This is a genomic window from Planotetraspora mira (genome assembly GCF_016863275.1).
Classification (GTDB): Bacteria; Actinomycetota; Actinomycetes; order Streptosporangiales; family Streptosporangiaceae; genus Planotetraspora; species Planotetraspora mira.
On the sequence record NZ_BOOO01000019.1, the window covers coordinates 1 to 20,833 of the forward strand.

The 20,833-nt window shown below is 69.7% G+C and carries 16 protein-coding genes; 6 read left to right on the forward strand and 10 right to left on the reverse strand.

The genetic code is table 11. The features are described from left to right. Positions 1–187: 187 nt before the first annotated feature. From Pmi06nite_RS18050 to Pmi06nite_RS18060, 3 genes are read right to left on the reverse strand one after another with little or no spacing between them, the layout of a single operon-like run. Positions 188–2,020, reverse strand: a complete 1,833-nt coding sequence (locus tag Pmi06nite_RS18050) for an ABC transporter ATP-binding protein (protein WP_203954201.1) — start codon at positions 2,018–2,020, stop codon at positions 188–190. Continuing rightward, complete coding sequence (locus Pmi06nite_RS18055) at positions 2,017–3,789, reverse strand: ABC transporter ATP-binding protein (RefSeq protein WP_203954202.1); 1,773 nt, start codon at positions 3,787–3,789, stop codon at positions 2,017–2,019. Before Pmi06nite_RS18055 ends, Pmi06nite_RS18050 begins: the two co-directional genes overlap by 4 nt. 3 nt (positions 3,790–3,792) lie before the next feature. Then, positions 3,793–5,775 carry an elongation factor G gene (locus tag Pmi06nite_RS18060; protein ID WP_203954203.1) on the reverse strand — a complete coding sequence of 661 codons (1,983 nt, stop codon included), beginning with the start codon at positions 5,773–5,775 and terminating at the stop codon, positions 3,793–3,795. 218 nt (positions 5,776–5,993) lie between these two features. Here Pmi06nite_RS18060 and Pmi06nite_RS18065 point away from each other — a divergent pair, with 218 nt between their 5' ends. Genes Pmi06nite_RS18065 through Pmi06nite_RS18080 form a run of 4 tightly spaced genes read left to right on the forward strand, consistent with a single transcriptional unit; the run spans position 5,994 to position 8,581 of the window. Continuing rightward, the gene (locus Pmi06nite_RS18065) at positions 5,994–6,851 is read left to right on the forward strand and encodes a methionyl-tRNA formyltransferase (protein ID WP_203954204.1); all 858 of its coding nucleotides are present in this window, start codon (positions 5,994–5,996) and stop codon (positions 6,849–6,851) included. Positions 6,852–6,906: 55 nt separating this feature from the next. Then, positions 6,907–7,566, forward strand: coding sequence for an HAD hydrolase-like protein (locus tag Pmi06nite_RS18070; protein ID WP_203954205.1), 660 nt, complete (start codon positions 6,907–6,909; stop codon positions 7,564–7,566). Positions 7,567–7,608: 42 nt separating this feature from the next. Beyond that, positions 7,609–8,217, forward strand: coding sequence for a DUF6199 family natural product biosynthesis protein (locus tag Pmi06nite_RS18075; RefSeq protein ID WP_203954206.1), 609 nt, complete (start codon positions 7,609–7,611; stop codon positions 8,215–8,217). A 16-nt stretch (positions 8,218–8,233) separates the two neighbouring features. Continuing rightward, positions 8,234–8,581 carry a hypothetical protein gene (locus tag Pmi06nite_RS18080; RefSeq protein ID WP_203954207.1) on the forward strand — a complete coding sequence of 116 codons (348 nt, stop codon included), beginning with the start codon at positions 8,234–8,236 and terminating at the stop codon, positions 8,579–8,581. Between the two features lie 10 nt (positions 8,582–8,591). Here Pmi06nite_RS18080 and Pmi06nite_RS18085 read toward each other — a convergent pair whose 3' ends face one another. Further along, positions 8,592–9,230, reverse strand: coding sequence for a maleylpyruvate isomerase N-terminal domain-containing protein (locus Pmi06nite_RS18085; protein WP_203954208.1), 639 nt, complete (start codon positions 9,228–9,230; stop codon positions 8,592–8,594). 85 nt (positions 9,231–9,315) lie between these two features. Beyond that, positions 9,316–10,542, reverse strand: a complete 1,227-nt coding sequence (locus Pmi06nite_RS18090) for a beta-ketoacyl-[acyl-carrier-protein] synthase family protein (protein WP_239113994.1) — start codon at positions 10,540–10,542, stop codon at positions 9,316–9,318. 359 nt (positions 10,543–10,901) lie between these two features. Here Pmi06nite_RS18090 and Pmi06nite_RS18095 point away from each other — a divergent pair, with 359 nt between their 5' ends. After that, entirely contained in the window at positions 10,902–11,432 is a 531-nt protein-coding gene (locus Pmi06nite_RS18095; protein WP_203954209.1) for a hypothetical protein, read from the forward strand. A gap of 190 nt (positions 11,433–11,622) precedes the next feature. Here Pmi06nite_RS18095 and Pmi06nite_RS18100 read toward each other — a convergent pair whose 3' ends face one another. The 4 genes from Pmi06nite_RS18100 to boxC are packed head-to-tail and all read right to left on the reverse strand — an operon-like array spanning position 11,623 to position 17,300. Then, the gene (locus Pmi06nite_RS18100) at positions 11,623–12,519 is read right to left on the reverse strand and encodes an amidohydrolase family protein (protein ID WP_203954210.1); all 897 of its coding nucleotides are present in this window, start codon (positions 12,517–12,519) and stop codon (positions 11,623–11,625) included. Continuing rightward, positions 12,519–14,132 carry a benzoate-CoA ligase family protein gene (locus Pmi06nite_RS18105; protein WP_203954211.1) on the reverse strand — a complete coding sequence of 538 codons (1,614 nt, stop codon included), beginning with the start codon at positions 14,130–14,132 and terminating at the stop codon, positions 12,519–12,521. Before Pmi06nite_RS18105 ends, Pmi06nite_RS18100 begins: the two co-directional genes overlap by 1 nt. Before the next feature lie 16 nt (positions 14,133–14,148). Then, a complete protein-coding gene (gene boxB, locus Pmi06nite_RS18110; RefSeq protein WP_239113995.1) occupies positions 14,149–15,576 on the reverse strand; it encodes a benzoyl-CoA 2,3-epoxidase subunit BoxB in 1,428 nt (475 codons plus the stop codon). Then, on the reverse strand, positions 15,573–17,300 hold the full coding sequence (boxC, locus tag Pmi06nite_RS18115) for a 2,3-epoxybenzoyl-CoA dihydrolase (RefSeq protein ID WP_203954213.1): 1,728 nt from the start codon (positions 17,298–17,300) through the stop codon (positions 15,573–15,575). Before boxC ends, boxB begins: the two co-directional genes overlap by 4 nt. 152 nt (positions 17,301–17,452) lie before the next feature. On the opposite strand from boxC, the gene Pmi06nite_RS18120 reads away from it, so the two are divergent. Further along, complete coding sequence (locus Pmi06nite_RS18120) at positions 17,453–18,301, forward strand: PaaX family transcriptional regulator (protein WP_239113996.1); 849 nt, start codon at positions 17,453–17,455, stop codon at positions 18,299–18,301. A gap of 43 nt (positions 18,302–18,344) precedes the next feature. Here Pmi06nite_RS18120 and Pmi06nite_RS18125 read toward each other — a convergent pair whose 3' ends face one another. Next, positions 18,345–20,585, reverse strand: coding sequence for a discoidin domain-containing protein (locus Pmi06nite_RS18125; protein ID WP_203954215.1), 2,241 nt, complete (start codon positions 20,583–20,585; stop codon positions 18,345–18,347). Between the last annotated feature and the right edge of the window lie 248 nt (positions 20,586–20,833).

Sequence of the window (20,833 nt, forward strand, 5' to 3'; positions counted from 1 at the left end):
CCCCCACCGCTACCAACGCCGCAGACAAGGCAAAGACCGCTGGGCCTTCACCTACCTCAACCCCCACGCGAAACGCCCGAGACGAACATGATCACTGGAGTGGCAGTCGCGAAACGCCTCCTGCGTGGCCGACCCGGCCACGCAGGCCGCAGGCATGCCAAGAGACAGGGATCACAAGACACAGTGGTCAACCGCCGCGCCGTACCGGATGCTCCGGCTGCTCTTCGGCTTCGACGACGAGTTCTTCATGCCACAGCCGCCGCATCTCCGGGCAGTTCTCGAGCACGTCACCGAGCGGGCCACGTCCGACGACCCGGCCGCGATCGAGCACGATGACCTGATCGGCCCGTTCGAGCGCCGCCTGCCGGTGCGACACCACGAGCAGGGTCTCGGGGCCCCGCCCATCGCGGGCGGCATCGGCGATCCGGTCCCACAGCAGCTTCTCCGTCTCCACATCAAGAGCGGACGACAGGTCGTCGACGACCAGCAGGTCCGGCATCCGGACCAGCGCTCGCGCGGCGGTCGCCCGCTGCACCTGGCCACCGGACAGCCGTACGCCACGGGGGCCGACGATCGTGTCCAGGCCGTCGGGCATCTCCGCCAGGTCCTCCTCGAACGCCGCCGACTCCAGCGCGCGGGCGAGATCCCCGTCGCTGCCGGACCGCCCGAGGAGCAGGTTCTCCCGCAGCGATTCGGAGAACAGCCGCGGGACCTGACTCGCGTACGCCGCACGGCCCGGCACCAGGAACGTTGCGGGATCGTCGACGGGCCTGCCGTTCCAGAAGATCGTGCCCTCGTCCGCTCGCACGAGGCCGAGCATGGCGCGTACCAGAGTCGTCTTCCCCGATCCGACGGCGCCGGTGACGACGGTGAACGATCCCCTGCTGATCCGCAGGTCGACCGCGTGCACGCCGCGCCCGCTCTCGTCGAGGCGTACGGTCAGCCCGCGCGCCTCGACGACCTCGAGTGCGTCACCGTGATCCGGTGCGGACGCCGGCGGGAGGGGCGGTTCCCGGTGGAACCAGACACCGCTGTTCCGCGACAGGTGATCGACGTCTTCATGCGGCGCCATCAGCCGGGTGAGCCGCTCCGTCGAGACCGCGGCCTGGGGCAGGCGGTAGAGCACCCGGCCGATGATGCGCGGCAGCGCCGTGAGCCAGCCGACATAGCTGGTGAACAGCGCGAGATCTCCCACGGTGAAGTCGCCGCGGCGCATCGCGGACGCGGCGAGGAGCAGGACGAGGCCGATGCTGATCTCGACGGTCGCGCTCGTGGAGGTCTCGAGCATGTCGGTCGCCAGCCGATCCTTCACGGCCGCGTCCCGTCTCCTCCGGTTGTGCTCGCGCAGGCGCTCGAGCACCGCGTCCTCGGCACCGGCGGTCTTGATCGCCAGCACGCCGCCGAAGGTCTCGCCGATGTACGCCGTGACGGCCGCGCCGAGCACCCGGGCACGACTGTGGAGCCTTCGGACCATCTCGCTCATCAGCCGGCTGAGCACACCGATCACGATCATGGGCACCACCAGGACGAGGGTGATGACGGGATCGATGGACGCCATGATCGCCAGCGCGCCGCCGCTGAAGAGGAACGCCCCGGCGAGGGGCACGCTCTCGTCGACGAGTTCGACCAGGTCGCCCACGTCGTCACGGAGACGCGCGACCGACTCGCCCGGCGAATACGGCAGCCGGGCCGCGGCGGGGCCGGGCGCGGTGAGCACCGAGCGCAGAATGTTGGCCCGCAGCAGGGTCGCCATGGCGTCCCACCAGTACCCCCCATACAGATGAGCGACGTAGAGGATCAGGCTGCGGACCACCTCCACGCCCACGAACGCCGCGCACAACCAGAGAACCCGGTCCAGGCTCGCGACGCTGTGTCCGCTGATCCGATCGAAGATCTGCTGCAGCAACAGCCCGCTCCCGAGCGGGATGACGCTGACCGGCAGCCACAGGGCGCCGCCGATGAGATAGCGGCGCAGATCGTTGACCACGAGGCGGGCGGCCACCAGCGACACGGGCCTCATCGGCTCACCCCCGCCATGCTCAGCATCCGGGCGAACCTGCTGCCCGGATCCGCCACGAGATCCTCGCGACGGCCGTACTCGACGACCCTTCCGCCGTCGATGACGGCGATCTTGTCCACGCGGGACAAGGAGGAGAGCCGATGCGCGATGAGCACCCCGGTCCGGCCGGTGAGCAGCCGGTCGACGCTCTGCTCGATGCGTCGTTCTGTGGCCGGATCAAGCCGGCTGGACGCCTCGTCCATCACGACGAGCCCGGGGTCGGCGAGGAACGCCCGGGCGAACGCGAGCAACTGCGCCTCACCGGCAGAGACGCCGCTCCCCGAGACACCGCTCCCCGCGACGCCTCCCAGCACGGTGTCGAGCCCGTCGGGCAGGGCCGCCAGCCAGTCACCGAGACCGACGTCCTCGAGTACGGCACGCAGCAGGCGGTCGTCGGGCGGCGGCCGGAAGAGCGTCAGGTTGTCCCGGACGCCCGCCGCGAAGATCTGCACGTCCTGCGTGACGGCACAGATCCGGCGACGGACCGACACGGGGTCGGCGTCGCGCAGGTCGACCCCGCCTACCCGTACGGCTCCCTCGGTCGGGTCGTACAGCCGTAGCACCAGTCGCGCGATGCTGGTCTTTCCGCTGCCCGTACGGCCCACCAGGCCGAGCGTCTCGCCCGGCGCCAGGCTGATGGTGACATGCGACAGCACCTGTTCGCCGTCGTCGGGGTACGCGAAGCCCACGCCGTCGAGAGACAGCCCCAGCGGCCCGGTGTCCGGCAAGGGCCGGGGGACGGCGGGCGCGGGCAACGTGCGCCGCTCGGCGAGCAGGCCGCCGATGCGGGTGATACCGGCCAGCGCGGCCTGGTACTGCCTCAACTGGTCGATCAGCCGCTCGAACGGCGCCCGCACCATCAACGTGTACTGGAAGAGCAGCACGGCGGTGCCGACCGTGATCGCCCCGGACCTCTGGGCCCACGCGGCGAGGCCGAGGGCGATGGCCGTACCTGCCGCGAACGCCACCCACGTGCCCGCGAGGAGGCCGACCCCGATCCGCCCGCTGCGGTAGTTCGCCCAATACCAGGCGGAACTGGCCTGGTAGAGACGGTGCACGGCGTGCTCCCCCGCGCCGTTGGCCCGGATGTCCTCCATGCCGGCCAGCCGTTCCTCCAGGTCGCCGAAGAGCGCCGCGCCGGCCGCGCGCCCGCGGGCCGCGGACGGTACGGCCAGCCGCTGTGCGCGGGCCATGCCGAAGCCGATCAGCACGCAGTAGACCAGCAGGAAGCCGCCGATCCGCGGATCGACGGTGAACACGATGACGGTCACGCCGGCGAGCAGCAGGACGCCCGCGACGACGTCCAGCAGGAACGCGACGACGAACTCGGCGACGGCGACCACGTCCCCGTCCACCCGTTCGATCATCTCGCCGGGCGTGTGCCTGCCGTGGTAGGCCATGTCGAGACCGAGCGCGTGCTCGGCGAGGGTCTCCCGCAGACGGTTCGTGCCGTCCCACGCGAGCCGGCTCGCGAGCCAGCCGGTGAACATCCGCGCCACCTGCCCGGCGACGGCGAGTGCGAGGTAGCCGAGGGCGATCAGCGCGAGATGGCGGGTGCCCGCTCCGGCGATCGCGTCGTCGACGAAGCGGGCGGTGATGGGGGGCGCGAGCAGCGGCAGCGCCGTGGCGGCGGCGACGGACACGGCGAGGGCCAGGGCGGAGCGACGCCCGGGTCGAAGGTGGAGCAGGACGGAACGCCGGGTCGTCACCCGGTCGGTGGCAGGCGTCATCGGCTAGACCCGCCGCCTGACGTGCAACAGGTATTCCTCGCGGCTGAGCGGGTTGTGGTCTGTCCTCCGCCGGACGGGGACCGGCCCGCGGATCGGTTCGTAGTGGTCGAAGACGGACTCCATCACCCCCTCGCCGTGGGTGAGCCCCCGCAACCGCTGTTGCAGGTCGTGCACCCGGTCGGCCGGGATGTCACCGTCCAGCGTGCACGCCGGGCCCCGCGTCGCCGTCGCCCGCGGCACGGCACGCAGCCGGGCCAGCACGGGGGCGATCGCTCCGACCGTGTCGGCCGGAACCTCGAGGTGGAAGCGGTGGATCGGCTCGCACACCACGGTGCCGGCCCGCTTCAGTGCGCTCATCAGCACCAGCGGCGTCAGCAGGCGGAAGTCCTTCGCGGTGGTCTCCGGAGAGGTGTAGCCGCACTGCGTGAGCGTCACCGTGCAGTCGATGACCTGCCATCCGCGCAGGCCCTGGCGCAGCGTCTCCCGCACCGTTTCCTCGAGCGCCGCACGGAACTCCTCGACGGCCTTGTACACGTAGAGCGGGATCGACTCGACCTTCACGTCCAGCCCGAACCGCACACCGGAACCGGGGGCGGCCGGATCGACGCGCAGCCCGACGGTGGCGAGGAACGGGTTGGGCGCCTTGCCGAGCAGTTCTACGGCGCTGCCGGTGCCGATCGGCCGTTCGACGCAGATCGTCGTCGTCTCGCGGAAGTCGACGTCGATGTCGAAGTCGGTCGTCAGCGTCTGCTGGATGACCTCCTTCTGCACCTCGCCGTAGAGCGAGAGGAACAACTCCTGCCGGATGTCGTCCTGCCGCAGATTGATCAGCGGATCCTGCTCGGCGAGCTGGGCGAGCGCGACATGCAGCGCACCCTTCTCTCCGGGATGTCGCGGAACGACGACCGTCTCCAGCGTGGGCGGTGCGAAGTGATGAGCCTCCGAGGCCGTTCGCGGCAGGCCGACCGCGTCGCCGATCCGGACGTCGGCGAGACCCCAGAGCTGCCCGATCTCCCCCGCCGCGACCGACGCGCGGGGCACGGCCGATCCGCGGTCGAAGACGCGGACCGAGGTGACCTTCCATTCGTCGTCTCGCCCGTCGTCGCCGTGGAAGCGCAGACGGTCACGCGTCCGGACGGTTCCGGAGAACATGCGGACGTAGGCGACCTTCTCTCCGGCCGGTCCGCGCTCGACCTTGAACACGGTGCCGGAGACAGGCCCGTCGGCGTCCCCTTCACCTGCGGGGAGCAACTCGGTGATCCCGGAGATCAACGCGTCCACGCCGGCGCCCGTGATCGCCGAGCCGAAGAACACCGGGTGCACCAGGGCCCGCCCGGTCTGCGCCGCGAGTTCGTCGCGCAGCCTGCCGTACGCGACCGGGGTCTCGTCGTCGACGTACGCGGCCAGGATCGCGTCGTCGTGGCGGGCGAGGAGATCGGCCATCGCCGCCGTGAAGGCGCCGTCGGCCGCGCCGTACGGCGTGAAGCCGGCGTCGCGCCCGCCGAGGCCGTGTGCCGACCCCATCGGGACGACGTACGGCGTCAGCGTCTCCGTGATGTTCCGCAGGACGTGTTCGTCCTGCGCGCCCCCGCGGTCGATCTTGTTCACGAAGATGAGGGTGGGGATGCGCAGCCGTTGCAGCGTCCGCATCAGCACACGGGTCTGCGCCTGCACGCCCTCCACGGCGGAGATCACCAGCACGGCGCCGTCGAGCACGTTCAGCACCCGTTCGACCTCGGCGATGAAATCCGGGTGACCCGGCGTGTCGATCAGGTTGACCGTGACGTCGCCGATGACGAACGACACGACGGCGGACTTGATGGTGATTCCGCGCTGGCGTTCCAGCGCCAGGGAATCGGTCTGGGTGTTGCCGTCATCGACGCTGCCGATCTCGTCGATGACACCGGCGGCATGCAACAGCCGCTCGGTCAGGCTGGTCTTACCAGCGTCTACATGCGCCAAGATCCCCAAGTTCAGCGTGCTCACGTAGCGTCATGTCCTTCGGGTAGGTGGAATTCGCCTGCTGGGTGGACATGCACGCTGCGCGCATTTCGCCTCCTTGGTGGATCGGCTGTCACTGTGAGTACAACAGACGGCCGTCTGGCGGGACAACCGATTTTGTTGGGCGCCCCCAGCGAGGTGAGGTGCGTCTCAGGGTTCTCCGCCTCCGGGACGGGCTATGGCAGGTGTGGCAGACTTTCCGCGTGAATGCACGAAAGCTCCGCATTGTGGCGATGCATGCCTATATGCCGGGATATCGCCTGGTCGCCGGCTGGGCGGAACGACACGGCCACGAGATCGTCCTGGTGGTGACGCCGCCGACCGGCGCCAACGAGCGCTACGACAAGAACGCGACCCCGTTCGTCGTCGATCTCCCGCGTGACGCCAACGTGCTCGTCACCGGGCAACTGCGCTCGATCGCCGCCCCGGTGATCGAGTCGCTGCTGCCCGACCTGGTGATATCCGCCGCGTTCCCTCGGCTGATCCCCTCCGAGATCCTGGGCATCGCCAAGTACGGTGCGCTCAACCTGCACCCGTCGCTGCTGCCCACCGGCCGCGGGCCCAACCCGGGGCGCCTGGTCTATGAGGGCGCCACCACGGTCGGGGCCACCCTCCACCGGACCGAGCAGGACTTCGACACCGGCGCCATCCTGAGCCAGCGCGAGCGACCGCTGCCGGACGATCTCGACGGTCCCACACTGTTCGCGATGTGGAACGAGATGCTGGCCGAATGCCTCGAGGAAGGCGCAGCCCGCGCCGTCGCGGGCGAGCCCGGCACCCCGCAGGATCCGTCGAAGGCGTCCGAGGCGCCGTTCTACACCGACGCCGAGTGCCTCATCGACCTCACGGAACCCGTCGTCACGATCCGCCGCCGGGTCGCCGCGCTGAACGTCACCTCCCCCAAGGCGCGGATCCGCCTCGACGGCGCCGAGGAGACGGTCCGCAGCGTGTACGGCGTGCCCTCCGACCAGCAGTCCTCACCCGGGACCGTGCTGGAGCGGCATGCGGACGGGTGGACGGTGCAGGCCGGCGACCAGCCACTCCGTATCCTCACCGCCTAGGCCGGGATCACGCCCGGCACCCGGTAGACGACGACCAAGGAGCGAACGGCCGCACATGACGCCTCCCCGGTACTGCCTTTTCGACCTCGACGGCACGCTGACGAATCCCGAGACCGGAATCGTCCGCTCGATGCAACACGGCCTGTCGGCGATGGGACTGCCCGAGGTGGACCACGCGACCCTCCGCGCCTCCATCGGGCCTCCGCTGCAGGACGTCTTCTCCCGGCTCGGAGTCGAGGACGTCGACGCCGCGGTGGTCGCGTATCGCGAACGGTTCACCGAAGTCGGGATGTACGAGAACGAGGTCATCCCGGGGATCCCCGCCGTCCTGGACGCCCTCGTCGCCGACGGCTGGACGCTGGGCGTGGCCACGTCCAAGCCGGCCGTCTTCGCCGAGAAGATCCTGGAGCACTTCCAGCTCGACGGCTTCTTCACCTACGTGGCCGGGGCGACCCTGGACGGATCCCGGCGGTACAAGGCCGATGTCGTCCGCCACGCGCTCGACGTGCTCGGTGCCACGCCCGAGGCGACCGTCATGGTCGGCGACCGCCGCGAGGACGTCGCGGGCGCCGCCGAGTGCCGCGTGCGGACCGTCGCCGTCCGCTGGGGATTCGGCGAGCCGGATGAGTTCACCGCTCCGGAGGTCATCTCCGTGGTCGACACGCCCGAAGCCCTTCTCACCGTCCTCAGGGAGACGGCTCGTCCGGCGGCGTGATCTCTCCCGCGGCCTAGATCACCGAGGGGATAGTGTTCGGCTGTGCAGCAGAAGATCGCGGCTTATGTACCCCCTGGTGGGTATCCGGGGGCGGACCTCGACATCGGAGTAGCGGTGGCGGTGGGAGCGACCATCGGGGTCGTGATGCTGCTGGTCGCCCTGATCAACCCGAAAGAGCGCTGGCGGTCGTCCACCGCTTGGCGCTTTCGCAATCCGGATGCCGTCGAGCCGAGCGATGCCGCTTACACCGCCAATCGGATGGGCTGGGTGGTCAGCGCACTGGTGGTCTTCGCGTTGACCGGCGGTCTGGTGGCCTTCGTCCATCACCAGGCAGCCGAGCAGCGCAAAGAGGCCCAGGAATTCAACCTGATACCGGCGCGGGGAGACGGCGGTGCCGACATGTTCAAGGCCGCCACCATCACGCAGAAGATCCTTCAGCTGAGCTTCGAAGAGGCCCGTGAACCGCGCACGCTCGCCGTGCAGGTGGCCACGTCAGTCGAGCCCGGTGCCACGGTGACGTTCCCCGCCAAACCCGAATTCGTCGCCCTTACGCTGGCCGACGGAAAGAGCTTCTGCCTGAACCTGCCGACTGACGCACCGGCCAAGGCTCCCGGCCCGACCGACATCGCGCCGGTCCCGGGCCCCTGCTGAGAGGGGAACCGACACGATGACCCGGCCCGGCGACTACGGCGCCCCCGGATCGCTGGCCAAGGTGCTGGCGGACGTCACCGCGGAACGCGTGGCCCAGGACGCCATGTGGGGCGTGCAGGAACACCCCGACGGCACCGGGCCGGAGCGCCGGCCCGACGCCGACCGGGCCAGGCAGGCGGTGGAGGACGCCGCGGCCCGTGGCCTGCCCACCTGGCGGGACATCCTCTACGAGGAGGTCATGGAGGCGTTCGCCGAGGACGACCCCGAACATCTGCGCGCCGAACTGATCCAGGTCGCCGCGGTCGCGGTCAAGTGGGTGCAGGCGCTGGATCAGCGCGTACGGCCGGCCCCTCCCCGGACGTAGCCGTGACTCCTCAGAGTGCGGAGATCGAGGCGGGCGCGCGCTCGGTACGGCTGAGCGCACGCACCACGCTGGTCGCGCCGTGCCGGCGCAGCGCGATCCGCGACAGCAGGTCGACGACGGTCTCGACGGCCTCCGAGGGCAGTTCGGGCGTCGGCACCCCCACGCTGTAGGCCAGGTCGTCGCAGTGGACGACGACCTCCAGCAGCCGGCTCGTCACGAAATCGTCCAGGCTGATCGACCACGGTCCCCAGGTCGGGCGCCGCACCGGCCGCGACGGCGCGGACGGCAGGACGGTCCGCAATTCCTCGACGACGCCCTCGACCTGGCTCGCCAGCGCCGCCGGGCCCGCGGCCGCGTCCTTCTCGCCGCTGGTCCGGATGCCCACGTTGAACGGATCGTCGATGTCCGATCCGATCCAGCTCACCCGTGCGTAGTAGTCGTGGATCGGGATGATCTCCTCTGTCGGCACCGGTTCGGCGAGCATCTTGGGGATGAAGAAGATCTGCCCGGCCAGATGGCCGGCCAGCCCCTGGACGCTGAGCTTCGGCAGCGCACTGGGCTCGTGCCACGCGGCGGCCACCTGAGGAGTGCCGATCAGCTTCGCCGCCGACTCGGCCGCCGTGAGGTAGAGCTCTCTGATGTGCGTCATGCCAGTGCCTCCGTGGTTCGGTGATTCCGACGATGCGGGAAACGTCAAGATCTCGGAGAGCATTCCGGCGAGGCCGCCACGCGCTTCACCGCTGAGTGGTGAAGGCCAGGGACGCGTTGTGGCCGCCGAAGCCGAAGGAGTTGGCCATCGCCGCCGTCCACCGGCCCTGACGCGGCCGCCCCATGACGACGTCGAGCTTGACCTCCGGGTCGAGGTCGTCCAGGTTGCGGACGGCGGGGATCACTCCGTCGCGGATGGCGAGGATCGCGGCGACCGCGCCCATGGCCCCGGCGGCCCCGCACATGTGCCCGGTCATCGACTTGGTGGCGGTGACCGCTGGATGCGTTCCCAGCGCCTCGGCGATCGAACGGGTCTCCGTCAGGTCGCCGGTCGGGGTCGACGTGGCGTGGGCGTTCACGTGTCCGACGTCGAGCGCGTCCAGGCCCGCCGAGTCCAGAGCCAGCCGCATCGCGCGTACCTGACCGGCCGCGTCGGCGGCGGTGATGTGGTGGGCGTCGGACGTGGTGCCCGCGCCGGCCAGTGTGGCGTGCACCCGGGCTCCGCGGGCGGCGGCGAACTCCTCGCGTTCGAGGACCACCAGGGCCGCTCCCTCACCGAGGACGAACCCGTCGCGCCCGGCGTCGAACGGCCGGGAGGCCTCCTGCGGGGCATCGTTGCGCCTGGACAAGGCCCTGGCCTGGGCGAACCCGGCGAGGGTGAGCGGGTGCACGCAGGCTTCCGCGCCACCGGCGATCACCACGTCCGCACGGCCGAGGCGGATGAGGTCCAGGCCCATGGCGATCGCCTCCGCACCGGAGGCGCACGCACTCACCGGCGTGTGGGCGCCGCCCCGGGCGCCGAACTCGATGCTGACCACGGCCGCGGGGCCGTTGGGCATCAGCATGGGCACGGTGTACGGAGAGACCTTCCTCGGCCCGGACTCCTCGAGGAGGTCGTCCTGGGCGAGCGTGGTCAGCACCCCGCCGACACCTGTGCCGATCACGACCGCCAGGCGCTCGGGCTCGACCTCGGGGGCGCCGGCGTCCGCCCACGCCTCCCGCGCGGCGACGAGAGCGGCCTGCTGGCAGCGGTCCAGCCGGCGGGCGGGCACCCGGCCCAGCACCTCGGCGGGGTCCACCCGCATCCGTCCGGCTATCCGTACGGGCAGGTCCTCCGCCCAGTCCTCGTCCACCAGGGTGATGCCGGATCGTCCGTCCAGCATGCCGCCCCAGGTGGAGGCCACGTCACCGCCCAGCGGCGTGGTGGCGCCGAGCCCGGTGACCGACGCGCCCGCCTTCATTCCGTCTCCCATCGACGACCCCTTCCGTTCCTGGATCCGCCCCGTGGGCGATGCCTCCGGGGCGCTCCCCACAACGCTGCCAGGGTGTACCGGGCCGGGCAGGTGGCCTGATCGACGAAAAAGTCGCGGGAGATTTGTCGGCGATGTCAAGATCACGCCTGGCCGTACGGCCGTAGCCGGACCAGCTCGGACCGATTTTCGAATTCCCCCAAAACGGTAAAAACTTCCCATACGTGATGATCATCACATCATAGGATGAATGGAACAAAAGCCGCTGAGCTTGCGGTTTACACACACGTAACACAGAGCACGCGCAACGTCTGGCGTCAATGGAGTCACCGGACGAGCGTGCACATCAGGGGGTTTGGACCATGAGCAAGATCACTCGTCGCCTGGCGACCGCGGCTGCCACTCTGGCTGTCACGGGGGGCGTCATCTTCGCCGCGGGTGGGGCCGCTTCAGCAGCCACGGTTGAAAGTGTCAGCCACAGCACCGTCTCGGCGAGCCATCTGACGGTGCGGCACAACAGTGACACCCAGCGGTGGGACGGATCGCGGTGGTGGTACCGCTACAACGGCCACGGCGACTGGTACAGCTCCAGCCACGGCACGCGCTACCGCTTCGACGGCCACCGCTTCTACCGGTGGACCGGCGGCAAGTGGAAGGCCGTCTCGGCCACCTATGCCCGGCAGCACGACCTGCACAGCCGGGACTTCTCCCGCGACTACTCGCACCACGACAACAACGGCCACGGCGACAACGGCCACGGCAATGGGCACAACAACGGCCACAACAGCGGCCACGACAACGACCACGGAGGCAAGGGCCACAACGGCGACGGGCACAACGACAACAGCCACAACGACCACAACGACGACGGCCACTCCGGCCACGGGCACTGACCCAGCGGGCCGCCGGCCCGGTGGAAGCACCGGGCCGGCCCGGGCCCTACGACCGGCTTTCATGCGCGCCGCATCGGGGCCCGCGTTCCGCGCATACCGTGCATGCCGTGCATGATCACGATTGACATCACCGCAGGTCAGCGTGCATTCCTCCGAACCTGCGCATGATCACGAAACTTGTTTCCGCAGCTCACGCCATCAATCCACGAATCTGTGCATGATCACGCCTGGGGGGAGTCGTCAGGTTGTAGACGTGGGCGGCGTTGCCGGCGAGGACGAGCCCCGCAGTCTCCTCGTCCGGGCACAGCGCGGCGATCGCCCGGGCGTTCCTCGCGATGCCGGGGACACCCGGCCAGTCCGTGCCGAAGATCATCCTGCGGGCGAGGCGGTTCCAGTTGTGCCTCGCGTAGTACTCCCGCAGCCGGGACGGGGGAAGGCCGGACAACTCGATCCAGACCCGTTCACTGGACAGCGCCATGAACGCCGCCGCGTCGTACCACCAGCCCCGGCCGCCGTGCGCGAGCGCGATGTCGAGCCGGCGGAAGTCACGCAGCACGTCGTCGAGATGGATCGGGTCGGCGAAGGAATTGGACGAGCCGGGGAAGGTGCTCGTGCCGCAGTGCACGACGAGCGGGATGCCGGCGGCCTGGCACACCTCATAGGCGGGATACAGCGACCGGTCGTTCGCCGCGACGCCCGCGTGCACCGGGTGGATCTTGCACGCCACGGCGCCGAGGTCGATCTGGCGCTGGAGTTCCTCGTCCACGGGATAGTGCAGGTGGGGATTGACGTTCGCGATCGCGAGGACGCGGCCGGGGTTGTGGGCGGTCAGCGGCAACAGGTCCTCGATCGGCTGGATCCCGGTCGCCTTCGGGCTGTACTCCGCGAGCACCAACGCGACGTCGACGCCCTCTTCCTCGAGGTACGCGTCGAAACGCACGGGATCGACCGTGCCCTCCGCGTCGTAGACGCGCTCGAGCACCGCCGTTCCCCCGAAGTCGTGCGCCCACTGCCGCCACGCCGGCTTCAGGGTGGGCAGCCGCGCGGCATGCAGGTGGACGTCCACGAGGGGGCGGCCGTCGAGCATCAGTGCACCCCGCGGGCGGCGGTGCCGTCGATCAGCACCTCGGCCGCCATGGCGCGCAATTCGACGCGGCGGATCTTGCCGGTCGCCGTCGTGGGGTAGCCGTCGACGAAGACGATCCTGCGGGGGCGCTTGAACGACGGCAGGCCCGCCCGGCAGAACTCGATCAGCTCGCCCTCACCGGCCGCGCCGCCCTCGTTCAGGACGACGTACGCCACGGGTTTCTCCAGCCCGTCGGCGTCGAACGCGGCGACGACGACGGCCTGGGCGACCGCGTCGTGCGCGAGCAGCCGGTTCTCGACCTCGGCGGGCGAGACCCAGATGCCGCTGGCCTTGAGCATGTCCCCGGTACGGCCGAGGCAGGTGTAGTAGCCGTCCGCCTCCCGGACGTACGTGTCACCGGTCCGCAGCCACTCTCCCTGGAAGACCTGCCGGGAGGCCGCGTAGCGCGACCAGTATCCGGTGGCGGTGGAATCACCGCGGACGAACAGCGTTCCCGGGGTGCCCACCGGCACCTCCCTTCCCTCCTCGTCGAGGATGCGCAGGTCGTAGCCGGGAACCGCGACGCCCGTCGTGCCCGCGCGCACGGAGCCCGCGCGATTGGACAGGAAGATGTGCAACATCTCGGTCATGCCGATGCCGTCGAGGATGTCGACCCCGAAGTGCGAGGTCCACCGCTGGTACAGGGTGGCGGGCAGGGGCTCGCCCGCCGACGCGGACAGCCGGACCCCGCTCAGCGCGTCCGGCGGCAGGGCCGCGCGCAACATGTTCGCGAAGAACGTCGGCCCGGCGAAGAACAACGTCGCGCCGTGCTCCCTCGCGCGCTCGGCCAGCGTGTCGGGCCGCGAAGGCGCGGCTTCGAGGATCGCGGAGGCGCCGGCCGACAGGGGGAAGAGCACCGAGTTCCCCAGCCCGTACGCGAAGAACGCCTTGGCCGCCGACAGGCAGCGGTCGCCGGGGCGGATGCCGAGCACCTGGCTGCCGTAGGTCTCGCACACCACGCGGATCGATCCGTGCCGGTGCATCGCGGCCTTCGGCGTGCCCGTGGTCCCGGACGTGTAGAGCCAGAAGGCCGGCGAGTCCGCGGTCGTCGGGTACACCTCGTCCGCCTTGTCCATCGCGCCCACCTCGTCGCCTGATTCGTCGAGAGACTCGTCGAGCGACTGGAGAGAGTCGAGCGAGTGGACGGGAACACTCGCGGCGACGGACGCTCCCCCGACGAGCATCCCGGCCAGTTCGGGGGCGTCGGCCGCGGCCGCCGCGGCGACCCCGGCGTACTGGGGCGACACCGCCAGCAACCGTGCCCGCGAGTCGCGGAGCAACTCGGTCAGGCCGTCGGCGTGCGACATCGTGGAGACCGGGACCGGTACGGCGCCGATGCGCATGGCGGCGAGGAACACCACGACGAAGTCGGGCGAGTCCGCCATGAACATCAGCAGTCGCTGCTCGGGCCGCAGGCCGATGTCCCGCAGCCCGGCGGCGGTGCGCCGGACCCGGTCGTGTAACTCGGCGTAGCTCACGTCTCCCTGTGCGCCGGTCAGCGCCAGGCGCTCGCCGTCCCCTCGTTCGATGTGCCGATCAAGCAGGTACGTACAGGCGTTGAACAGATCGGTCATTGCACACCGTCCGGCTTCAGGCGAGGTGGACGTAGTCGTAGTCGAACGGCTTGCCGTTGATCCCCTGGCGCGGCGGCGCGATCCAGGCCGCGATCTTCCCCCGCTCGTGGACCGGCCGCATCAGCGACCGGACGTGGGTCTTGTCGACGTCGGTGGGCAGCCAGGCGCCCCTGCGCCGCTCCCACTCCTCGACCGAGATCACCTCACCCTCGGGGGTGACCTCGATGCCGGAGAAGACGCCGACCCGCCGGTTGAACGCGGTGTGCGGCAGGCGGAGCCGCTGCGGCAACCCGGCCTCCTCCAGGATCCTGTTCCACCGGTTGACGCCGTTCTGGCAGTCGCGGATGTACTCCCGGCGCAGGTCGGTGTTCAGCCCGACGAGGGCCGCCACCTCGGTCTGGCCGATCCGGCCGTCCACGACCGCGTCCACCATGACCGAGTCGTCGGTCAGGCGATGATCGTCCCGGCGGCGCTCCTCCGACCAGCGCCCCTTCAGCCCGGCGGTGAAGTAGTTGGCCACGTTGGTCGAGGTCTCCGAGCCGAACAGGTCGAGCGACACCGAGTAGTGGAAGTTCAGGTACTTCTGGATCACGTTCAGCGGGATCCCGCCGAGGCCGCCGACGTCGTCGGTGTCGTGCTCCAGCATGAGCTGCACGGTCCGCTCGACGACGCGGTCGATGCCGGTCGTGCCGACGAACATGTGGTGCGACTCCTCCTTGAGCATGAACTCACACGTGCGCGACAGCGGGTCGAACGCGCTCTCCTTGAGGGTGCCGAGCTGGTACTTCCCGTCGCGGTCGGTGAAGTAGGTGAACATGAAGAACGAGAGCCAGTCGGGGGTCTCCTCGTTGAACGCCCCGAGGATGCGGGGGGACTCCTCGCTGCCGGAGTTGCGGTGCAGCAACTCCTCGGCCTCCTCGCGGCCCTCGCGGCCGAAGTACGCGTGCAGCAGGTAGACCATCGCCCACAGGTGACGGCCCTCCTCGACGTTGACCTGGAACAGGTTGCGCATGTCGTAGAGGCTGGGCGCGGTGGCGCCGAGGTTGCGCTGCTGCTCCACGGAGGCCGGTTCGGTGTCCCCCTGGATGACGATCAGGCGCCGCAGGTCGGCGCGGTACTCCCCCGGCACCTTCTGCCATACCGGCTCGCCCCGGTGCTGCCCGAAGGCGATGCGCCGGTCGCGGTCGCGCTCGGCCAGGAAGATGCCCCAGCGGTAGTCCTTCATCGCAACGTGCCCGAAGTGGGCCCACCCCTCGCGGCCGACGTTCACGGCCGTGCGCAGGTAGACGTCCTCCGTGGGGAGGGTGGGGCCCATCGACTCCCACCAGTTGAGGAAGTCGGGCTGCCAGGACTCGAGAGCGCGCTGCAACCGGCGGTCCTCGCGCAGATCGACGTTGTTGGGGATCTTCTCGGAGTAGTCGGCGGGGGTCGTCAACGGCGTCACACTCGCTTCTTGTCGAAGTCGGCGCGCTGTCCGGTGCCGAACCTGCGCAGCGCGCCATCGGGGCCGGAGGCGTTGGGGCGGTAGAAGATCCAGTTCTGCCATGCGGCGAGCCGGCCGAAGATCTTGGTCTCGATCGTCTCGGGGCCCGCGAAGCGGTAGTTCGCCTCCAGGCCGGTGAGCGCGTCCGGGCTGAAGCTGGCCCGCTCCTCGATCGCGATGCGCACCTCGTCGGCCCAGTCGATGTCGTCGGGGGCGAACGTGACCAGTCCGAGCCGCTCGGCGTCCTCGGCCTCCAGCGCCTCACCCGCGCGCGCCCCGGCCGTCGCGAGGGCGTCGGCGTCGCCGTGGAACCTCGTGCCGAGGCGGGTCAGGCCGTTGCCCATGGGCAGCGGGCCCAGGTTCATCGGCCCGACGGTGACCGTGGCCGGATCCACGCCGGGGTCCGCGTCCTCGAAGACGCCGGACAACTGGTAGGAGCGATCGGCCGCGAGCGCCGGCTCCAGGAGTGAGCCGGCGAAGCAACTGCCCGGCTCGATCAGCGCGATGAGGCTGCGGCTGGTCACGTCCAGCCGCTTGAGCGTGCGCTTGAGGTACAGCACGATCTCGTTGGCCAGCCAGTCGCCGCCGTTTCCGAGCAGCAGTGCGTCGTACGCGAGGACCCGCGCGGCGTCGCCCTTCGTCCGGATGACCCACGTGCCGAGATCGGTCTCGTTGGTGCGCAGGTCGAGGATCAGGTCGTCCAGTTCCCGCGTGACGGCGAGCGTCCAGAAGCCGGCGCCCTGCTCGTGGATCCCGGCGACGGCCGTCGGCGGATCGGCGTCCGGGCCGAGCACGGTGATCTCCGCGCAGCCGCGTGCACGATCGAGGACGGCTGTCACGTGGCGATAGGAGATCCGCTCGCCGGTCCGCGTCCGGTCCAGTGGGGTGAGCTCGATGCCGGTCGCGCCGGTCGGGCGGCCCGACTCGCGCGCGTACGCGGCCGCCCGCTCCGCGACCGTCTCCTCCCACTTGGACCGGGGCACCGCCTCGTCGACGAGCCGCCACTGGACGGCCTTCCTGCCGCCCACCCCGTCGGACCGGGTGGAGAAGTAGTCGGCGAGGTCGCGGCGCACGTGCCGCTTGTCGACCAGCCGGGTCAGGCCGCCGGTCCCGGGGAGGACGCCGAGCAGCGGCAGCTCCGGCAACGAGACCGCCGACGAGCGGTCGTCGACCAGCATGATGTGCTCGCAGGCCAGGGCCAGTTCGTAGCCGCCGCCGGACGCCGTGCCGTTCAGCGCGGCGACGTAGGTCTGGCCCGAGTTGGCGGTGGCGTCCTCCATCCCGTTGCGGGTCTCGTTGGTGAACTTGCAGAAGTTCACCTTCCACGCGTGCGGGGCGGCGGCGAGCATGCGGATGTTCGCGCCCGCACAGAAGATCTTCTCCTTGCCGCCGGTCAGCACGACCGTCCGGACCTCGGGGTGCTCGAACCGCAACCGCTGTACGACGTCGTACAGCTCGATGTCCACGCCCAGGTCGTAGGAGTTCAGCTTCAACTCGTATCCCGGCACCAGGCCGCCCTGCTCGTCGACGTCCATGGTCACGGTCGCGATCGGGCCCTCCACGCCGACGCGCCAGTGGCGGTATCGCGACGGATACGTCTGGAAGTCGACCCGAGCCTGCGGAGCGGGGTCCCCCTCCCCCGGCGCGTCTTCGGATGTGCTCGGTGCCCGTGCCGTGAAGGTCATGGGTCCTTCTCCCGCCGCCATGCCGATCGTCAGCTCATGTTCCACACTTATCTTGTGACCCGTCAACCACCTGTAGCATTTTGACGGAACTTCGGGCATGCGCCCGCAGAATGTCGCGTTGGGCCGGCAGGAGAGGATCAGGAGAGGATTCAGTGTCGACACCGGCATCGCCGACCACCGCTCCCACGGTGTCGCGCAGGCACGCCGCCGGCGCCGAGAGCGCCAGGGGGTTGCTGTTCACCGTGCTCGGCGAGTTCGTCCTGCCCTCCGGCGGGTCGGCGTGGACGTCGGCGTTCATCGACGTGCTCGGCCGGCTCGGCGTCGAGGAGAAGGCGAGCAGGCAGGCGCTGATGCGCACCGCCGCCGACGGCTGGCTCACCTCGCGGCGGATGGGCCGGCGCACGCTCTGGACGCTCAGCCCGCACGCCGAGCGGCTGCTCACCGAGGGCGCCGCCCGCATCTACGGCTTCCAGGGAACCCAGCGGGAGTGGGACGGCAGGTGGCTGCTCGTCCTGGCGCGTGTGCCGGAGAGCGACCGGCCGACGCGGCACGTGCTGCGCACCCGCCTCGAATGGGCGGGCTTCGGCAGCCCGGCCCCCGGTGTGTGGATCAGCACCCATCCCGACAGGGCGGCCGAGGCCGAGCGGGTCCTCGGCGAGGCGGGCGTGCTCGACGACGCGCAGATCTTCCTCGCCGAGCACCGGGTGGGAGAGCTGGCGAGGCTGGTCCGCCAGGCGTGGGACCTGGAGGCCATCGAGAAGAGCTACGAGGACTTCCTCGCCGAGTTCGCGCGCCAGTCGTCACGCGATCCGCTGGTACGGCTGGTCGACCTGGTGCACTCCTGGCGCCGGTTCCCCGCGAACGATCCCGCGTTGCCCGGAGAACTGCTGCCCGCGCGCTGGAGCGGCGCGCGGGCGGCGGACCTCTTCCGGCGGCAGCACGCCAAGTGGACCACGGCGGCCGCCGCCGAGTGGCGGCGCCTCACCGAAGACGCCGCCTGATCGCGACTCCTAGCTGACCGTGATTCCTAGCTGACTGCGATTCCTAGCTGACCGTGAAGCTGTCCAGATCAGGTGCGTTGGCGGTGTCGTTGAAGAACTTCAGCGTGTTGAAGCCGGCGTTCATCGGCACCGTGATGGTCGTCGTGATGGGAGTGTCGAAGGTCGTCCCGGTGAGTGTCGCCGTCACGGCAGGCCCGCCGTTGACACTGACGGAGAACGACCGGGTGCCGCTCACCGTCCCGGCGATCGTCAACTGCCTGTCGCCCGCGGCCGGCACGTTGACGTTGTACGTCGCGTAGTTGGAGGTGTTGTTGCCGATGAAGCGCACCTTCGCGCCGCCCGAGCAGGCCGCGCAGGCGTCGGCTCTGGCGGACCCGCTCAGCACGCCGCTCTCCCCTTCGATCGAGACCGGCAGGGTGACGCCTCCGCCGTCGCCGTCGTCATCCTTGATCGGCTTCCCGTGCCGGACGAAGCCGTCGCCGATCCAGGCCTCGTCGATGCGGAGCCGCTTGTACCTCGTGGTGTCGGTCGCCGCGGCGTAGGTGTTGAGCACCTCGAGCCGGACGTGGGCGGCCTTGTCGACCGCCTTGGTGTCGGGCAGTTTGATGACCTCCACGCCACGCTGACTGGGCAGGGTGCCGGCCATGACCGGCGTGCCCCAGTCGACGCCGTCCTTGCTCACGTAGACCTGGTAGTCGCGGATGCGGGCCGACTGCTCGGTCGCGGACCGCGCGTAGCTCACCGAGTCCTCACGCTGGTTGAGGCCGATGTACTTCGCCTTCTTGGCCTTGCCCAGGTCGAAGTCGAGCGAGACGGGCAGCGTCTTGTCGTTGTCCCAGTACGTCAGGTAGTCGCCGTCCCCGGCTGCCGCGCCGTCGTGGCCGCTCGCGGACGCGGTGGCGGTCACGGTCACCCCGGACAGGGTCTTGTCCCGGCCCTTGGACGTGACCTTGAGGACCGTGTCGTACGGATCCCACTCGGAGATCCCGGTGACGGCGAGGGTGCCGTCCGACTGGGAGAACTTCAGCTTGGCCCCGGTCCGCAGGTTGGTCACACTCTTGATCTTGTAACCGTTGTCGCCCAGCTTCAGGGTGGTGGTCCCGGTCGGCGGGGTGACGACGTGGACGTAGTGGAGGTTCGGGTCCGTTCGGCTGATCGTGGTGACCCCGTGGGCGCCGTTGTTCCAGCCGCCGGGCTCCAGCCCGCCGTACATGTATCCGCCGCCCTCGACGCCGTGCAGCGACTCCCAGATCTGGTCGAGGTACTCGTCGGCGAAGTCGTTGAACGCCTCCTGCTTACTGGGGAAGCGGCCGTTGACCATGGCCTGCTCGTCCATGAGCGCCTTGATCGAGGATCCGACGTTGGTGACCAGCCTGCCCAGCGAGACCCGGTAGTCGACGGACGGGTCGACGCCGTCGTACCACCAGTTGCCCGTCGTGGGGAGCTTGAAGTCGGCCTCGGTGAGCCGCGGCTGTGCCGTGTAGACCGCCTGGGGGTAGTCGTACGACGGCGTCATGCCGGTCTTCTGCTCGTTGCTGATCATGTCCATTTCTGGCGTGTCTTCGTTGTTGTTGCTCAGCGTGTAGTTGGGCCGCAACTGGTGGATCTGCTCGTACAGGTGATTCCTCTCCCAGTACGCGTTGTCGTTGTCGATCCAGAACCCGCCGAGGTCCGGGTAGCGGTTCATGACCTCGAAGAAGTTGTCGTAGCTGAACTCGCCGAAGCCGTCGCGGGTGGTGATGTCGACGTCGTGCCCCTTGTACGCGGAGTACGCGGCCGAGTCGAGCCAGCTTCCGGACGTCAGGCCCTGCGTGTTCCACTGCGGGTCGTCGGTCATGTACAGGATGACCTTCATGCCCCGCGGCTTGGCCGCGTCGACCAGTTCGCCGAGGAAGTCCCGCTGCGTGCTGCAACTGCCCGGGATGGCGGACGGCCACGGGCGGGCGTAGCCCAGACGGCTGTGGAAGGTGGCCAGGACGATGTACTGCGTGTGCAGTTTCTGCGCCTCGTCCAGCCAGTAGTCGGGGGTCCAGCCGCCGTCGGTGACGTCGGCCTCCCACTGGGCGCAGTCGGTGTGCTGGGGCGCGGTGCGCTCGCCCCAGTGCAGGAACAGCCCCCCGACCGAACCGCGGAGGAAGTCCTGACGCGGATTCTGGAGATCCGCGTGAGCGGGACTGATCATGATCATGTTCAGAATCAGGGCGACCGCTGCGGCGACCGCCGCGGAAGCCTTGAGTCGCCGTCGTCTTCCCACCCGGTTGCCGTCGGGTAAGGCGTTGACCATGGAGAACTCCTTCGAGCCTGCGATGACGAGTGTCGTGGGCCGACGCCCGTGAGCGCTCACGGGCGAGTTTCGACGCCTTCACAACCTCCGGGATGGCGTCGCCGCGCAGCGATCCGGCAAGCCGCCGTGAGCGCTCACGGCGAGCCGTCCGGATCGCAAAGATTGGATCTGTGGACTGTGATCCCACAGAAACAAGCCGTCTGTCAACGGTGAGGCCGGACGGACTCGGGAGAAAACGGCAGACATAC

Excerpts from the sequence above, each read along its gene's own strand:
- Pmi06nite_RS18125 (WP_203954215.1), bottom strand. The coding sequence starts at position 20,585 with ATGGTCAACGCCTTACCCGACGGCAACCGGGTGGGAAGACGACGGCGA.
- Pmi06nite_RS18105 (WP_203954211.1), bottom strand. The coding sequence starts at position 14,132 with ATGACCGATCTGTTCAACGCCTGTACGTACCTGCTTGATCGGCACATC.
- Pmi06nite_RS18050 (WP_203954201.1), bottom strand. The coding sequence starts at position 2,020 with ATGAGGCCCGTGTCGCTGGTGGCCGCCCGCCTCGTGGTCAACGATCTG.
- Pmi06nite_RS18095 (WP_203954209.1), top strand. The coding sequence starts at position 10,902 with ATGAGCAAGATCACTCGTCGCCTGGCGACCGCGGCTGCCACTCTGGCT.
- Pmi06nite_RS18070 (WP_203954205.1), top strand. The coding sequence starts at position 6,907 with ATGACGCCTCCCCGGTACTGCCTTTTCGACCTCGACGGCACGCTGACG.
- Pmi06nite_RS18090 (WP_239113994.1), bottom strand. The coding sequence starts at position 10,542 with ATGGGAGACGGAATGAAGGCGGGCGCGTCGGTCACCGGGCTCGGCGCC.
- boxC (WP_203954213.1), bottom strand. The coding sequence starts at position 17,300 with ATGACCTTCACGGCACGGGCACCGAGCACATCCGAAGACGCGCCGGGG.
- Pmi06nite_RS18080 (WP_203954207.1), top strand. The coding sequence starts at position 8,234 with ATGACCCGGCCCGGCGACTACGGCGCCCCCGGATCGCTGGCCAAGGTG.
- Pmi06nite_RS18100 (WP_203954210.1), bottom strand. The coding sequence starts at position 12,519 with ATGCTCGACGGCCGCCCCCTCGTGGACGTCCACCTGCATGCCGCGCGG.
- Pmi06nite_RS18085 (WP_203954208.1), bottom strand. The coding sequence starts at position 9,230 with ATGACGCACATCAGAGAGCTCTACCTCACGGCGGCCGAGTCGGCGGCG.
- Pmi06nite_RS18055 (WP_203954202.1), bottom strand. The coding sequence starts at position 3,789 with ATGACGCCTGCCACCGACCGGGTGACGACCCGGCGTTCCGTCCTGCTC.